Below are 15,955 nucleotides of genomic sequence, written 5' to 3' on the forward strand. Positions count from 1 at the left end.
GGCGCGTCCGTTCAACGGCAAGTTTCTTCGGCGGCGGCGCATCACTTCCACTGCAGAAAGAGGTGCGCAATTATGCAGATTGCGAAAAATAATTCAACCTGCTTTTATGATTGTTTTGCCAAAGGAGCACCCGATGGACTATCGCCAGCTAGGCCGAACCGATCTGAACGTGAGTGCAATCTGCCTCGGAACCATGACCTGGGGCGAGCAAAACAGCGAGGCTGAAGCCTTCGCCCAGATTGAACGGGCCAAAAGCGCCGGGATCAATTTCATCGATACCGCCGAGATGTACCCGGTGCCGCCAAAGGCCGACACCTACGCCACCACCGAACGCTACATCGGCAATTACTTCAAAAGTCGCGGCGATCGCGCCGACTGGATCCTCGCCAGCAAGATCGCCGGTCCCGGCAACACCATCGATTACATCCGCGACAAAAACCTGCGGCATAACCGCCAGCACATCACCGAAGCCGTGGATGCGAGCCTCAAGCGCCTGCAAACCGACTACATCGACCTGTACCAGTTGCACTGGCCTGAGCGCAGCACCAACTTTTTTGGTCAGCTGGGCTACAAGCACAAGACCGAAGCCAACCTGACCCCGCTGGAGGACACCCTCGAAGCCTTGGACGAACAGGTCAAGGCCGGCAAGATCCGCCACATCGGCCTGTCCAACGAAACGCCGTGGGGCACCATGCGCTTCCTGGCGCTGGCCGAAGCCCGTGGCTGGCCGCGCGCAGTGTCGATCCAGAACCCTTACAACCTGCTCAATCGCAGTTTCGAAGTCGGCCTGGCGGAAATCGCCATTCGCGAACAGTGCGGCCTGCTCGCCTATTCGCCGCTGGCGTTCGGTTTCCTGTCGGGCAAGTACGAAGGTGGCGCGCGCCCGCCCAAAGGTCGCCTGAGCCTCTACAGCCGCTTCAGTCGCTATTTCAACCCGCAGTCGGAAGCCGCGTGCAGCCGTTATGTGGCATTGGCTCGTGAGCACGGCCTGGATCCGGCGCAAATGGCATTGGCTTTCGTCACACAGCAGCCGTTCGTGACCAGCAACATCATCGGCGCGACCACCCTGGAACAACTGGAGAGCAACATTGCCAGCTTCGACCTGAAGCTGTCGGATGAAGTGCTGGAAGGGATTGAGGCGATCCACAAGGATCATCCGAATCCTGCACCTTGATCGCCAGCTAGAAAGCCTTCGCGAGCAAGCCCGCTCCCACATTTAACCGAGTTTTCCTGAAGGAATGCGGTCGAATGTGGGAGCGGGCTTGCTCGCGAAGGCGGCCTGACAGTCACCGCAAATTACAATGACCGCGCAATAATCTCCTTCATGATCTCATTGGTCCCGGCATAGATCCGCTGCACTCGCGCATCCGCCCACGCCCGGGCCACCGGGTATTCCCACATGAACCCGTAGCCGCCATGCAACTGCACGCATTCGTCGAGCACCTTGCATTGCAGGTCCGTGCCCCAGTACTTGGCCATCGCCGCCGTCGGCACGTCGAGCTTGCCTTCCAGGTGCAGCTCCAGGCACCGATCGACGAAGACCCGGCCAATCTGGATCTCGGTCGCCATCTCTGCCAGTTTGAAGCGAGTGTTCTGGAAGTCCGCGATGGCCTGGCCGAATGCCTTGCGCTCACGGGTGTATTCCAGTGTCCATTGCAGCGCCGCCTCAGCCGACGCCAGCCCACCGATGGCCACGGTGAGGCGCTCTTGCGGCAGTTCCTGCATCAGGTAAGCAAAGCCCATCCCGGCCTGGCCCAGCAGGTTTTCCTTGGGCACCCGCACGTCCTGAAAGAACAGCTCCGACGTGTCCTGGGCTTTCATGCCGACTTTTTCCAGACGCTTGCCCTTGGCGAAGCCTGGGGTGTCGGCCTCCACCAGAAACAGGCTGGTGCCCTTCGCGCCCGCCTTCGGGTCGGTCTTGGCCACGACGATAACCAAGTCAGCCAGAAAGCCGTTGGTGATGAAGGTCTTCGAACCATTGATCACATATTCGTCGCCATCCAGCACCGCGGTGGTTTTCACCCCTTGCAGGTCGGAGCCGGCGCCCGGCTCGGTCATGGCAATCGCGGTGACCATTTCGCCGGAGACCAGTTTTGGCAGGTATTTGTGTTTCAGCGCTTCACTGCCGTAATGCAGGATGTAAGGCGCAACAATGTCCGAATGCAGGGAAAAACCGATACCGGTCAGGCCAAGACGACCGACCTCTTCGATCACCACGGCACTGTAAAGAAAGTCCGCCCCGAGCCCGCCGTACGCTTCCGGCAGGTGCGAACACAACATCCCCGCCTCCCCTGCCTTGTTCCAGAGTTTTCGGTCGATGTAGCCCTGTTTTTCCCATTGCCCATGAAACGGCACCGCCTCTTTTTCGAGGAACGTTCGCACGCTGTCGCGAAAAAGTTCGTGCTCGGAACTGAACAAGGTTCTGGGGATCATGCGGCACCTGTCGTTATTGTTAGAAGGATTGACCTTCAGAGACTAAGCCCCGCATTCGATACAGGACACTGGACACATCAGACAAAAAATAAGACGATCCAGCCGTCTGGTGACCACTATCCCTTATAAAAATAAAGTTGAATTATGTCTAAGCAAGTCTCCACGCCCCTGCGGCGCGTCAGCATCCTGGCTATCGACCGGGTTTTCGCTTCCACCCTCATGCAAGCCAAGGATTTTTTCCATCTGGCCAGCCTGCGTTACGGCAAACAACTGGGCCACGGCCTGACTCCGGCGTTCGAAACCCGGCTGGTCAGCCCCGACGGCAAACCGGTGAACAGCTTCAGCGATGTGATCATGCCGGTGGACGGCGGCCTGGAAAACGCCGACATCATCATCCTCCCGGCCTTCTGGGACGATTTCGAAACCCTGTGCCAACGTTATCCACAAGTCCTGCCGTGGTTGCGTCAGCAACATGCGCGCGGCGCGGTGCTCTGCGGCGAGGCCACGGGGGTGTTCTGGCTCGCCGAGGCAGGCTTGCTCGATGGCAAGGAAGCGACCACTTACTGGCGTTTCTTCAATGCGTTTGCCGAGCGCTTCCCGAAGGTTCAGCTCAATCAGGACAAGCACCTGACCGACGCTGACAACCTGTATTGCGCGGGCGGCACCACGTCGGCCTGCGACCTGTATATCTACCTGATCGAACGCTTCTGTGGCGCCAACGTGTCCCAGGCCGTGGCCCGCGACATTCTGTATGAAGTGCAGCGCAGCTATTCGCCGGGCCGAATCGGTTTCGGCGGGCAGAAACTGCACCAAGACGTGATCATCCTGCAGATCCAGCACTGGCTCGAAGAACACTTCGCCGACAAATTCCGCTTCGAAGACGTGGCTCGCGAACACGGCATGAGCATCCGCAACTTCATGCGCCGCTTCCAGACCGCCACGGGCGACAAGCCGCTGCATTACCTGCAACGACTGCGCATCGAGACCGCCAAGGGTTTGCTGTCCGGCAGCCGCAAGAGCATCAAGACCATCAGCTATGAAGTCGGTTACGACGATGCGAGTTTCTTTGCGCGCTTGTTCCGCCAGCACACCGAGCTCTCGCCGAACCAGTATCGGCAGCAGTTTCAACAAGCGGCATAACGGTTGATATAGGCGCCGCCCGACAATGGTCAGGCGGCGCCTGTTTCAGAGTTAAACTGCACAGACCAATAATGTTTAAAGTTAACGACAAAGTGATTATTTCCCTTACATGAAAAACGGAACACAGAGCACCCAATAAGTCCTTTGGACGATTGTGAGCCGCTGACTGAAAAGCCCACTCTATTCTTCCCGCCAGCTGGCTGCACTTCAGGGAAGATCAACAATGACAACAGAAACCAATTCTCCGTCTCTCTCATGTAACGATAAAATTGAAAGTCCCCAGACCAAAAATAAATGGGCAGGCCGATTCCCCAATCCGCCGGACTTATGCTTTGACTACCGGGCATTGATTGAGCAAGAACACGGTATAGCAAAGGCAACTGATCCAACGCATAAGATATGCATCATTGGCGCAGGCGTTACCGGACTCACTGCAGCCCGAGAACTGTATCGCTGCGGCTTTACCGACGTGACACTGATCGAACAATCGACCCGTATCGGCGGCAGACACCTGACCGTCCATGGCCGCCATCCCATTAAAGAAAGTCATACGCCTTTCGAGATGGGCGCCATGCGCCTGCCCTTCTTCAACAGGGAAAACGAGCCACCCAAAGAGGGTCGATCGCTGATGGCTTACTACGCCAAGGCATTTGACCTGACACTATCGGACTTCCCCAATCCGGGAAGCCGGTGGGTGAGTTCGACAGGGATTTATCTTCAGGAAGGCAGCCTGGGTGATCGTGCGGATCCGCACATGTTGATCTGGACGAACGAAGACGGCTTGACGCCTCCACCCGACGAGACCCTGCAAACGGTTTACGCCAAGTGGAAAGCCTTTGCCGCCAGGATGACTCGCCAGGTTGCGCCGATATACGCCACGCCGGAATGGGAAGCTGTCTGGGTGGCCATTGTCGAACGGTACGAGCGCGTTTCGTTTCGCGACCTGGTCTGCATGCCGGTATTGCAAACCTGGGACAAAGATACACCTGGGGATTTCGGTGGAGTGGGCATGACCTCGCACGAATCAACCCTGTTCTATTCGATAGGCATCGGCGACGGTAGCTGGGGCGCTTTTTATGACGTGTGTGCGCTCTACCCGCTGCGCACCGCCATTTTCGGGTTCAGCAGCCGCCTGCAACTGGTTCACGGTCGGGTCGATGCGTGCGGCGAACCGCTTCCCGCGCCCTTCTTGCACAGCAACACTGTTCTCGACGCGAAGGGCCTGCCTTTCGACAGCCCGCGCTACATCGGCCTCGCGGCGCTGAACGAATGCCTGCTGTTCATGAACACCGACAGCACCCACACATCGTTCTACGAACATTGTCTTGAAAGAGGCGATGGTTTTTACACCGACTCATCCGTCAGCAAACTAACGAAGCTGGACGATCAAAAAATACGCGTCCACTACACGTGGAAATTCAGCCAGCCCTGTCAATCGCAGGAACTGTTCGACGACTTTGACGCGGTCATCATGACCCTGCCTTCATGGCTGATCGAAACAGGTATCCGGCTCGAAAACTTCAATCAACAGATGCTGCCGTTCGCAATCATCAGTGCGTACAAAACAGCGCATTGGGAAACCAGTTGCAAAGTCTACGCACCCTTAAATAAATCCTTCCTTTCAAGTCACACCCGAATCCCGCAAGCCATTGTCACCGACAGTTTCATTCACGACGTCTACAGCTATCGCTACAACGATAGTTACCCCTACGACTGCATCTTGTTAAGTTACACCTGGGAGGATGACGCCACCAAACTGGCGCTGTTCAACGACCAGGAACTGGTGGCGAAGTGCATAGAGGAACTCGACCGGATACTGATGAACTCCGCCAATATCCAGGAGAGAATTTCTCCCTACATTCAAACCGAACAGGCCCTGGTCCAACGCTGGATGACGGACAGAAACGCCTTGGGCTGCGCAAAGCTGTACAGACCCGGCACTTACTACGACGCAGTGAGCCTGATGAAGTACAACCGGGATTTCTCCCACGTGTCCGGCCTGTATTTTTCCGGCGAATCGTTTTCAGTCGATGCCGGCTGGACAGAGCCCTGCTTTCGTGGCGCCGTGGATGCGGTGATTCATATCTGCAGTAAAACCGCAGCGGTGTTCAACGGTGGATTCTGCATGAGCGACTACCCGCACTACCGCCTCCGCACCTGACGCCCTGCTCCATCGCCAGAACCAATGCGCTCTGCGCGTTGGTTCTATCTCTGCGCAACCGCTCTATTACGCCACCTGGCGCCCCGACAGCGAAAGTCGGCCGCTCTGCCCTGCGCGATCTTCGGACATGGACTACAGCTCACACGGAAGCCGCTGACTTACGTAAAAACGCCATTTCACCTCTTATAAACACGCAACTAAACAGCGTGAATAACAATAAAAAGAGGTCATCGAGAATGAGTGAGCCAACAAGTCCTGTGCGTGTAGCCGTCGTGCAATTCGACCCACAAGTCGGCAAAGAGAAACGTGCCGGTAATCTGCGTCATGGTCTGGAGTTGGCCTTGGAGGCGGTCAATGGCGGTGCCAATCTCATCGTGCTGCCCGAGCTTTGCAGCACAGGTTATTTCTTCAGCAATCGGCAAGATGCGTTTGACCATTCGGAGGTGATTCCCGACGGGCCGAGTGTGCAAATCTGGGTGGACTTTGCCCGCAAGCACAAGGTTTACCTGGTGGCCGGCTTGACTGAGCGCGACGGCATGCGGCTGTTCAACACCGGCGTTCTGGTCGGGCCTGACGGCTTTATCGGCAAGTATCGCAAAGCCCATTTGTGGAACCTGGAGAAGCTGTGGTTCACGCCGGGCGATCTGGGCTTCCCGGTGTTCGATACGCCGATTGGCCGTATCGGGTTGTTGATCTGCTGGGATATCTGGTTCCCGGAAGTGCCGCGCATCCTCAGCCAGCAAGGCGCGGACATCATTTGCTCCCTGAACAATTGGGTGTGGACGCCCCCACCGCTGTTCGATGACGCCGGCAAGTGCATGGCGTCGTACCTGACCATGACAGCTGCGCACGTTAACAACGTGTTTATTGCCGCCGCCAGCCGCATCGGCGAAGAGCGAGGGGCGCGTTACCTGGGTTGTTCATTGATTGCCGGCACCCATGGCTGGCCGATTGGCGCAGTGGCGTCAGCGGACAAGGAAGAAATCCTGTTTGCCGATATCGACCTGACCAGCTCCCGCAGCGCGCCGATCTGGAACAACTTGAACGATCTGCATCGCGATCGTCGCACCGATCTCTTCGATCAAATGCTCGGTTACACCCAGCACCCTTGTCTGCCGCGCTGATTAGGGGGCATGACTGATGGAAACCCTAACCGAAAGAAACCGGCTGGCCGGCAGGTCGCCGATGGATCGTGTGATCATCCTGCTAATGCTCGTCACGACACTGCTGATTGTCTGGCTTTCATTCACCTACCGTTCCGCCTGGGAAGCGCATTGGCCAAGCTACAGTGACATGGTCTCGAGCCTTCCCGACCCGAATGCCTGGTTGCGCTGGGTACTGGGCGACATCAGCGAGGTGGCGTTCTACAAACACGAGTTCGCTTCAATAGGGTTGTTGGCCGGCGCTTATCTGGCTTATTGGGCGAATCGAACGGGCAAGATCTGGCAAGGTTTTGCCATTTCCTATGGGACGGGATTATGGCCGTGGCTGGTGACCAGTTCGTTGCTTGGGCTGTTGCTGAGTAACCTGCTGTGGGGCTGGACGGTCACGGCCACCAGTTGGCAACCGACGTTTGCGGCGTTTGTGTCGCTGCCGGCGGCGATGGTGCTGATGTTCGGCAAAGGCTGGAAGGTCACGATCAACGGCGCAATCCTGGGCGCCGTGGTGGTCACGCCGACGTGCCTGCTGTTCGTCAACTACCTGTGCAATCCACTGGGTTTACCCGTGGTGATCGGCAATGTCTCGGGCATGGCGGTCGCCAGCGTCTTCGCCTTCGTACTTTGCCGTTACCTGCCGAGCCTGGTGAAGTCCGAGTCCTGCGAAAAGCCCTCCGAAGCGCCGCCCGCCGCCGTCATCACCCAGACACCCGACTATGGCGTCGTCTGGAGCTTGCGCCGGGTGCTGGCCGACTTTTCCGAAGCGCCGTTCTTCGGCAATGAGCTGGCCAGCCTCGGCCTGATACTCGGTGCGTTGCTGGCCTACACCTGGAACCCTATGAGCCCCGCTTACGGCTCGGGCCTGTTGCCCCAGCTGATCGGCGCCCAGGCGTTGACCTCAGCGCTGGGGGTGGTGATCTGGCGTCGGCAATGGATGTTGCGTGGCTGGTATCCCACCTACGTGCCCTTGGTGTCCGTGGTGCCGGCGGCCGTTCTGACGTATGGCGGCAGTTGGCAGGTGATCACCGCGAGTGCACTGCTGGGCGCACTGATTGCGCCACCCCTGGCCTGCGCCATTGCCCAGCGGGTGCCGGCCTACATGCATGCCTACATCGGTAATGTCCTGTCCATGGCCATCAGCACCTTGCTGATCATTTCGGTGATCGGACTCTTGATCGCCAACTGACGCACGCTGCCATCCGGCTGTATCTCGGGCTAAAAATGCATAACCCTGTGGGAGCGGGCTTGCTCGCGAAAGCGGTGTGTCAGTCGACATCAACATTGAATGTCAGTCCGCTTCGCGAGCAAGCCCGCTCCCACAGGAGTTGTGGTGGGCCAGATATCTGCGACCAGGCACACAGGATTTCTTCAGCGCACAAAAAAGGCCTGCTAATGCAGGCCTTTTTCATTTTCCGAACCCCTACGGCTTATGCGCCCGAGACAGGAATTCGTGGGACTGCATTTCCAGCAAGCGGCTAAGGGTGCGCTGGAATTCGAAGTTCAAGCGACCGCCGGTGTAGAGGTCTTTGAGCTCGACTTCGGCAGAAATGATCAGCTTCACGTTACGGTCGTAGAACTCGTCGACCATGTTGATAAAGCGTCGGGCGATGTCGTCGGTGGTGACGCTCATCTGCTCGACACCGCTGAGCAACACGGCGTGGAAGATCTTGCCCAGCTCGATGTAATCGTTCTGGCTGCGCGGGCCGTCGCAGAGTTCGCGGAAGTCGAACCAGGCCACGTCATCGCAGGTGCGCAAGGCACGGATTTCGCGGTTCTCGATCATCAACACATCGTTTTCGATGGCTGCCGTGCATTCCGGGGTCAGGGCACGGAAGCTCTTGCGCAGGCTTTCGTGGGACGCCTCGTCGAGCGGGAAGTGGAACAACTCCGCTTGTTCAAGATGACGCAGACGATAATCGACGCCGCTGTCGACGTTGACGATCTCGGTGTTCTGCTTGATCAGCGCAATGGCCGGCAAGAAGCGCGCACGTTGCAGGCCGTCCTTGTACAGACCGTCCGGCACGATGTTCGAGGTCGCGACCAGGGTCACGCCGTTCTTGAACAGTTCTTCCATCAGCGTGCCGAGGATCATCGCGTCGGTGATGTCGGACACGAAGAATTCATCGAAACAGATCACCCGGGCTTCGTCAGAGAAGCGCTTGGCAATGATGGTCAGCGGGTTTTTCTCGCCGCCGAGGGTTTTCATCTCTTCGTGCACGCGCTTCATGAAGCGGTGGAAGTGCGTCCGGACCTTTTCCTTGAACGGCAGCGCTTCGAAGAAGGTGTCGACCAGGTAGGTTTTGCCACGGCCGACGCCGCCCCAGAAGTACAGGCCCTTGACCGGTGCCGCGTCTTTCTTGCCAAACAGTTTGCCGAACAGGCCCGGCTTGCTTTGCGAGGCCGCGACCAGATCGTCGTACAGGCGCTGCAAATGGCGCACCGCAGTTTCCTGCGCGGCGTCATGGAAGAACTCCGGGCGTTTCAGATCAGCTTGATATCGTTCTAGGGGCGTCATAATTCGTTAGCAAGGCAACAAAAACGGGCCGTCACTGTAGCGACGGCCCGTGGGAATGGCAATCAGCCCTTGGTCGGACTGAGCCGTTGATTTATTCCTGGACGGGAGTCAGGGCGATCCGCAGGGCATCGATGGCGCCGTCGCGAGCCGCGCTGTCCGCGAAGGCCGGGCTGTCGGCGACACACTCGCCTTCCAGCCAGACGCTGAAGCTCAGGTCTTCGCTGCGCACGTCCAATGGCTGGCCTGCTTGCAGCTGCTTGGTCACCTGACCGGCGGTTTTGCCGTCGGCGAAGTGGCGCGACAGCAGCAATTGCTCGCCATCGGCGGCCAGCAGGCGGAAGCGGAAACTGCCGTCGTCTTCACGGAAGCTGACGAAACGCGCGGCTTTCGCGGCTTTCTTCTTGGTCGCTGTAGCGACTTGCGCCTGGGCGACGAAAGAACGCAGGCCGACCGCTTCACGCAGTTCGTGGAGGAACGGCGTGGCCACCGAGCGGGCTTTTTTGGCGCCGGTCTGCAGGATGTCTTCCAGATCTGCCGGGCGTTCGATCAACTGGTGATAACGCTCGCGGGACTCGCCCAGCTCGCTGTCGAGCAATTGGAACAGGCGATTTTTCGCCTCGCCCCAACCCAGGCCCTGCAACAGTTCGCTGCGGAACTCGTCGGACTGCGCCGGGGTGGCGAAGGCCTGGAACAGGGTGAACAGGTGCGAGTTGTCTGGATCTTTGGCTTCGCCCGGCGCGCGAGAGTCGGTGACGATCCGCGAAATCGCGTCCTTCATCTCTTTGGCGCTGCTGAACAACGGAATGGTGTTGTCGTAGCTCTTCGACATCTTGCGGCCGTCGAGGCCTGGCAGCGTGGCGACGCTTTCTTCGATCAGCGCCTCGGGCATGGTGAAGAATTCTTTGCCCTGGCCGAACAGGTGGTTGAACCGCTGGCCGATGTCGCGGGCCATTTCCACGTGCTGGATCTGGTCACGCCCGACCGGCACCTTGTGCGCGTTGAACATCAGGATGTCCGCGGCCATCAGCACCGGGTAGCTGTACAAGCCCATGGTGATGCCGGCATCCGGGTCTTCGCCGGTCTCGACGTTCTTGTCCACCGAGGCCTTGTAGGCGTGGGCGCGGTTGAGCAGGCCCTTGGCGGCGACGCAGGTCAGCAGCCAGGTCAGCTCGGGGATTTCCGGGATGTCGGACTGACGGTAGAAGGTCACGCGGTCCACGTCGAGGCCACCGGCCAGCCAGGTCGCGGCGATTTCCAGACGCGAGCGCTGGATGCGCAGCGGGTCATCGCATTTGATCAGGGCGTGGTAGTCGGCCAGGAAGTAGAACGAATCGGCATTGCTGTCACGGCTGGCCAGGATCGCCGGACGGATGGCGCCGGCGTAGTTGCCCAGGTGCGGCGTGCCGGTGGTGGTGATGCCGGTGAGGATACGGGTACGAGTCGTCATGGGTAATCGCTTGTCAGACTGCAATCAATTCGAAAGACGCGGCAGGATAAGATCTTTGAGATCGGTCAGCTTGCCATGAAAAAAGTGTCCGCATTCTGCCACTTTCAGCAGCTCATGGGGGTGATCGAGTTGCTCGGACCAGTCGTAGACCGCTTGCGGTTCGATGACTTCGTCGGTTTCCGGCTGGATCAGGGTCAACTCGCCGTGTTGCGGCAGTTGATCCTGATCGCCCAACCGCATGACCGCAGGCGCGACCATAAACAAATGTTTCAGTTGTTCGCCCTTGGCTTCCAGGCGCCCGCCGAGACTGGCGGCCACAAAGCCGCCGAAGGAGAAACCGAACAGGGTCAGCGGCAAGTCCGGGTGTTTGGCCCGCAGCCATTCGGCGGCGGCCTGGGCATCATCGACTTCGCCAGTGCCCATGTCGTGCGAGCCTTCGCTGGCGCCGACGCCACGGTAATTGAAACGCAACGTAATCAAACCGGCGTCGCGCGCGGTGCGCTGCAGGGTCGAGACCACTTTGTTGAGCATGGTGCCGCCCTGCACCGGGTTCGGATGGCAGATCAGCGCAATACCGCGCGGCTGCTCATTATCCAGGTAGAGGGCTTCCAGTTGGCCGACCGGGCCATCAATCACTACAGGGGTTTCGCGCATAAGCAAGGAAGGAACTCCGTGACCCCGAATCGGGTCGACTCGTCTAGCAAATTGTCTGTGCCAATCTATTGCGAGTGAATCGCGGTATACAGCGCAGGTTCGAGCCGTTAACGTAAAGCAAAGCCGTTTATAGAGGAAGGACTCGTGGAACACTCGCTCTTAGTTTGGTTGTTGCCGACTCTTGCCCTGGTTGTGGGTGTCGCCATTGGTTTCCTGATCGCTCGCCTGGTGCCGAACGCTGCGCCGAGCAGCACGCAACGTCAGCTGGATGACATTCAGGAACGTTTTGACAGTTATCAGAACGAGGTGGTCACCCACTTCAACAGCACTGCAAACCTGGTCAAGAAACTGACTCAGAGCTATCAGGAAGTGCAGGATCATCTCGCCGAGGGTGCCAACCGCCTGGCCCTGGACGAGCAGACCCGTCAACGCTTGCTGGCTTCCCTGCACGCCGATGCGGCGCAGGCCCCACGGGAACGTCTGACGCCACCGCGCAATCAGGAGCCGCCTCGCGACTACGCCCCAAAAGCCCCGAACGCGCCGGGCATGCTTGATGAGCATTACGGCCTGAAGAAGTAATCAGGTTTCGCGCGACACAAAAAGCCCCCGGATGATCACTCGTCCGGGGGCTTTTTCATTCTGATCCGATTTCTCTGGTGCCTGTCAGGGCCTCTTCGCGAGCAAGCCCGCTCCCACGTTTGGTCGCATTCTCCTTGGGAGAACCCAGTTAAATGTGGGAGCGGGCTTGCTCGCGAAGGGGCCCGATCAGGCAATACAAAGCTCAGGCCAGTAAAGGCTTAACCAAGCACCTCGCTAGCCACCTGATCAACCGCGCTCTTGGTGATGTCGACGATCAAGTCGGCTTCTTCCTCGGTCAGGATCAACGGCGGTGCAAAACCAAGAATGTCGCCATGCGGCATCGCCCGGGCGATCATGCCGCGCTCCAGGCAGGCTGCCGAGACTTTCGGGCCGACCTTCAGGGCCGCATCGAACGGCGTGCGCTGCTCACGGTCCGCCATGAATTCGACGGCGGCCAACATGCCATCGCCACGCACTTCACCCACCAGCGGGTGACCTTCCAGGGTTTCGCGCAACCGACGGTTGAGGTAGCTGCCGACCTTCTCGGCGTTGGCCGTCAGGTTTTCCCGTTCAAGGATATCGAGGTTGGCCAACGCCGCCGCCGCACAGATCGGATGCCCGGAGTACGTCCAGCCATGGCCCATCGCGCCCTGGGATTCGGAGGCCTTTTCGATCACGTCCCAGACCTTTTCGCCGACGATCACCGCCGACAACGGCGCGTAAGCACTGGTCAGGCCTTTGGCCGTGGTGATCAGGTCCGGGCGCATGCCGTACCGCTGGCTGCCCATCTTCGAACCCAAGCGACCAAAGGCGCAGACCACTTCGTCGGCGATCAGCAACACGTCGTATTTATTCAGTACCGCTTGAATCGCCGTCCAGTAACCGGCCGGCGGCACGATGATGCCGCCGGTGCCCATCAACGGCTCACCGATGAATGCGGCCACGGTGTCCGGGCCTTCGGCCAGGATCATTTTTTCCAGTTCGTCGGCGCAATAGCGCACGAACGCCGCTTCATCCATGCCGGCCGGCGCCTTGCGGTACCAGTGGGGGCACACGGTGTGCTTGACGCCTTCGGACGGCAGGTCGAAATGCTGATGGAACGTTGGCAGGCCGGTCAGGCTGCCGGTCATGATCCCCGAGCCGTGATATCCGCGGTCGCGGGAGATGATTTTCTTCTTCTGCGGACGGCCCAGCACGTTGTTGTAGTAACGCACCAGTTTGATCTGGGTTTCGTTGGCGTCGGAACCGGACAGGCCGTAATAGACCTTTTTCATGCCCTCGGGCGCCCAGTCCATGATGCGGCTGGACAGCTCGATGATCGCTTCGGTCGAGTGGCCCATGTAGGTGTGGTAATAGGCCAGTTCCTTGGCCTGCTTGTAGATCGCGTCGGCGACTTCAGTACGGCCGTAGCCGATGTTCACGCAGTACAGCCCGGCAAACGCATCGATGAAATCGCGGCCCTCGTGGTCGCGAATACGGATGCCCGACGCGCTCTTGATGATGCGCCCCTTGAGCGCCCCGCTGGCGTGGTCATGGGCGTGGGTCGAGGGGTGCATGAAGTGCGCACGGTCTTGTTCGAACAGCGTATCGAGTTCTTGGTTCATGGCATGTCTCCTTAGAACTGGCCTTGATGGTGCAGGCAAAAGTATTTGGTTTCGACAAAGGCTTCGAAGCCCTCGGTGCCGCCTTCGCGGCCCAGCCCCGAGGCTTTCATGCCACCGAACGGGATCGGGTGGCCGGTGAACTTGACGCCGTTGACCGCAACCATCGCGTGGTCGAGGCGGCGAATCAGAGGGTAAATCAGGTCCAGACGGTTGGAACAAATGTAGGCGGCCAAACCGTATTCGGTGTCGTTGGCCATTTCGATCGCCTGCTCAATCGTGTCGAACGGCATGACCCCGGCGATCGGTGCGAAATTCTCTTCGCGGTAGATGCGCATCTGCGGGGTGACATCGGCCAGCACCGTCGGCTGGTAGAACAAGCCGCCGAGCGCATGGGCCTCGCCGCCGACCAGGCGTTGCGCACCGAGCGCAATGGCATCGGCAACCCGCTCGGCCGTGACGTCGAATGCGGCCTGATGCATCAACGGCCCGATGTCGACGTGTTGCTCCTGACCGCCCACCAGCGCCGGGCCGACCCGCAGTTCGCGCACTGCCGCAGCAAACTGCTGGAGAAATGCCGGGTAGATCGAACGCTCGACCATGATCCGATTGGCCGCGCAGCAATCCTGGCCGGAGGTCTGGAACTTGGCTTGCACTGCGACTTTCACCGCCAGCTGCAGATCGGCGTCGGCGCAGACAATGAACGGCGCATTGCCGCCCAGTTCCAGCGCGACCTTCTTCACATCCTGAGCCGCCGCTTGCAGCACCAACTTACCGACGCGGGTCGAGCCGGTGAAACTGACCGAACGCACGCGGCTGTCCTGCACCAGGGATTGCATGGCCATTTGCGGCTCGCCGAGCACCACGTTGAACACGCCGGCCGGGAAACCCGCCTCCTCCGCCAGTTGCGCCAGGGCCAATGCCGAAAACGGTGTTTCATGGGCCGGCTTGATCACCACGGTGCAACCGGCGGCCAGTGCTGCGGCGGCTTTGCGGGTGATCATGGCCGACGGGAAATTCCACGGCGTCAGCAGCGCACAGACACCGACCGGTTCCTTGAGGGTGCCCAGTTGTGCGCCGGGAATGTGGCTGGGGATGTTCTGGCCATACAGACGTCGTGCTTCTTCGGCGAACCACGGAATGAAGCTCGCGGCGTAGGCGATTTCGCCACGGGACTCGGCCAGTGGCTTGCCTTGTTCCTGGCTGAGAATTCGGGCGAGGTCTTCCTGATGCTCAAGGATCAGCGCCGCCCAACGCCGCAGAATCGCCCCGCGTGCCTCGAGGCTTTGCTTGCGCCAACCGGTAAAGGCTCGGTGCGCGGCGTCGACGGCGGCGACGATTTGCGGCTGATCGAGCATCGGCACATGGCCGATCAACGTCTGGTCCGCCGGGTTGTGCACGGCGATGCTGTGGCCGCTGTCGCTGTGGACCCAATGGCCATCGACGTAGCAGAGTGCTTTGAACAGCAGTGGATGTTTGTAGGTCATGGCGTTCACTCCAATCCGTGTGCGTGAAGCCATGTTAGGGCGACGTGGGATGGGAGAATTGGCGTTTGGCGGGGTTTGGCAGGCGGTTTTTTCTGATTCGACGTCGGCAAACAGTAGGATTTTGCGGTGGGGCTTTGCTGCATTACCGCTGTGGAATATCGATCTCAATCCAACGAAATTCAAATGTGGGAGCGGGCTTGCTCGCGAAGGCGGTGTATCAGGCAACACAAATGTCGACTGACACACCGCCTTCGCGAGCAAGCCCGCTCCCACATTGGATTTGCGCTGGTTTAGGGTTCTTGGGGGAGTCCGCTCGGCAGTGCGCCGGCGGTCTTGATGGTTTTGGTGACGATATAGGTGAAGTAGCGCTCGATGCCCAAGTCGTCGAGCAACAACTGGTCGATAAACCGCTGGTAATGGTCGATGTCCGGGGCCTGGATCATGGCCATGTAATCGACACCGCCACCGGTGGCGTAACAGAACGCCACTTCGGTGGCCTCGTTCATCCGTTGCTCGAAACGCCGCATGTCCTGAGCGGTGTGCCGGGCCAGGGTGATTTCCACCAGCACTTGCTGACTTTTGAACACCGCGTTCCAGTCGATCTGCGCCCGGTAACCCTTGATCAGGCCCAGGGCTTCGAGTTTGCGCACGCGCTCCCACGCCGGCGTCACCGACAGGTTGATCGCCTCGGCCAGGCTCGACTTGGTGATACGCCCGTCGTCGGCGAGGATCCGCAGGATTTTCAGGTCGTAGCGATCGAGTTTGTGCATGGGCCGACGAT

At 59.3% G+C, this 15,955-nt stretch carries 14 protein-coding genes; 7 read left to right on the top strand and 7 right to left on the bottom strand.

All coding sequences use genetic code 11. The features are described 5' to 3' along the window. Window positions 1-133 precede the first annotated feature (133 nt). Entirely contained in the window at window positions 134-1,174 is a 1,041-nt protein-coding gene (locus ACIPL2_RS24140; RefSeq protein ID WP_401360505.1) for an NADP(H)-dependent aldo-keto reductase, read from the top strand. A gap of 122 nt (window positions 1,175-1,296) precedes the next feature. On the opposite strand, the gene ACIPL2_RS24145 is transcribed toward ACIPL2_RS24140, so the two are convergent. Further along, window positions 1,297-2,433 carry an acyl-CoA dehydrogenase family protein gene (locus tag ACIPL2_RS24145; protein WP_401360507.1) on the bottom strand — a complete coding sequence of 379 codons (1,137 nt, stop codon included), beginning with the start codon at window positions 2,431-2,433 and terminating at the stop codon, window positions 1,297-1,299. Between the two features lie 243 nt (window positions 2,434-2,676). On the opposite strand from ACIPL2_RS24145, the gene ACIPL2_RS24150 reads away from it, so the two are divergent. The 4 genes from ACIPL2_RS24150 to ACIPL2_RS24165 all read left to right on the top strand — a co-directional run bounded on the left by ACIPL2_RS24150 (window position 2,677) and on the right by ACIPL2_RS24165 (window position 8,077). Beyond that, window positions 2,677-3,573 carry a GlxA family transcriptional regulator gene (locus ACIPL2_RS24150; RefSeq protein ID WP_177333677.1) on the top strand — a complete coding sequence of 299 codons (897 nt, stop codon included), beginning with the start codon at window positions 2,677-2,679 and terminating at the stop codon, window positions 3,571-3,573. Window positions 3,574-3,796: 223 nt separating this feature from the next. Further along, a complete protein-coding gene (locus tag ACIPL2_RS24155; RefSeq protein ID WP_401360509.1) occupies window positions 3,797-5,734 on the top strand; it encodes a flavin monoamine oxidase family protein in 1,938 nt (645 codons plus the stop codon). Window positions 5,735-5,970: 236 nt separating this feature from the next. Next, a complete protein-coding gene (locus tag ACIPL2_RS24160) occupies window positions 5,971-6,858 on the top strand; it encodes a nitrilase family protein (protein WP_401360511.1) in 888 nt (295 codons plus the stop codon). Between the two features lie 16 nt (window positions 6,859-6,874). Next, a complete protein-coding gene (locus ACIPL2_RS24165; protein ID WP_401360513.1) occupies window positions 6,875-8,077 on the top strand; it encodes a hypothetical protein in 1,203 nt (400 codons plus the stop codon). A 234-nt stretch (window positions 8,078-8,311) separates the two neighbouring features. Here ACIPL2_RS24165 and zapE read toward each other — a convergent pair whose 3' ends face one another. The 3 genes from zapE to ACIPL2_RS24180 form a co-directional block, all read right to left on the bottom strand. Next, window positions 8,312-9,406 carry a cell division protein ZapE gene (zapE, locus tag ACIPL2_RS24170; protein ID WP_401360515.1) on the bottom strand — a complete coding sequence of 365 codons (1,095 nt, stop codon included), beginning with the start codon at window positions 9,404-9,406 and terminating at the stop codon, window positions 8,312-8,314. A 91-nt stretch (window positions 9,407-9,497) separates the two neighbouring features. Beyond that, a complete protein-coding gene (locus tag ACIPL2_RS24175; RefSeq protein WP_401360517.1) occupies window positions 9,498-10,853 on the bottom strand; it encodes a tryptophan--tRNA ligase in 1,356 nt (451 codons plus the stop codon). Between the two features lie 24 nt (window positions 10,854-10,877). Then, on the bottom strand, window positions 10,878-11,507 hold the full coding sequence (locus ACIPL2_RS24180; RefSeq protein WP_401360519.1) for an alpha/beta hydrolase: 630 nt from the start codon (window positions 11,505-11,507) through the stop codon (window positions 10,878-10,880). Between the two features lie 144 nt (window positions 11,508-11,651). Here ACIPL2_RS24180 and ACIPL2_RS24185 point away from each other — a divergent pair, with 144 nt between their 5' ends. After that, window positions 11,652-12,086, top strand: coding sequence for a YhcB family protein (locus ACIPL2_RS24185; RefSeq protein ID WP_401360521.1), 435 nt, complete (start codon window positions 11,652-11,654; stop codon window positions 12,084-12,086). 218 nt (window positions 12,087-12,304) lie between these two features. Here the strand turns inward: ACIPL2_RS24185 and ACIPL2_RS24190 are convergent, their stop codons facing one another. Together ACIPL2_RS24190 and ACIPL2_RS24195 are read right to left on the bottom strand one after the other, a co-directional pair. Beyond that, window positions 12,305-13,690 (bottom strand): aspartate aminotransferase family protein, encoded by a 1,386-nt coding sequence (locus tag ACIPL2_RS24190; RefSeq protein WP_401360523.1) that lies wholly within the window; start codon window positions 13,688-13,690, stop codon window positions 12,305-12,307. An 11-nt stretch (window positions 13,691-13,701) separates the two neighbouring features. Beyond that, a complete protein-coding gene (locus ACIPL2_RS24195) occupies window positions 13,702-15,174 on the bottom strand; it encodes an NAD-dependent succinate-semialdehyde dehydrogenase (RefSeq protein ID WP_401360525.1) in 1,473 nt (490 codons plus the stop codon). On the opposite strand from ACIPL2_RS24195, the gene ACIPL2_RS24200 reads away from it, so the two are divergent. Then, window positions 15,173-15,415 carry a hypothetical protein gene (locus ACIPL2_RS24200; protein WP_401360527.1) on the top strand — a complete coding sequence of 81 codons (243 nt, stop codon included), beginning with the start codon at window positions 15,173-15,175 and terminating at the stop codon, window positions 15,413-15,415. The genes ACIPL2_RS24195 and ACIPL2_RS24200 overlap by 2 nt on opposite strands. Before the next feature lie 49 nt (window positions 15,416-15,464). Here ACIPL2_RS24200 and ACIPL2_RS24205 read toward each other — a convergent pair whose 3' ends face one another. Next, complete coding sequence (locus tag ACIPL2_RS24205; protein ID WP_401360529.1) at window positions 15,465-15,944, bottom strand: Lrp/AsnC family transcriptional regulator; 480 nt, start codon at window positions 15,942-15,944, stop codon at window positions 15,465-15,467. Between the last annotated feature and the right edge of the window lie 11 nt (window positions 15,945-15,955).

The sequence above is a fragment of the Pseudomonas sp. NPDC086251 genome, from assembly GCF_044746405.1.
Taxonomy (GTDB): Bacteria; Pseudomonadota; Gammaproteobacteria; order Pseudomonadales; family Pseudomonadaceae; genus Aquipseudomonas.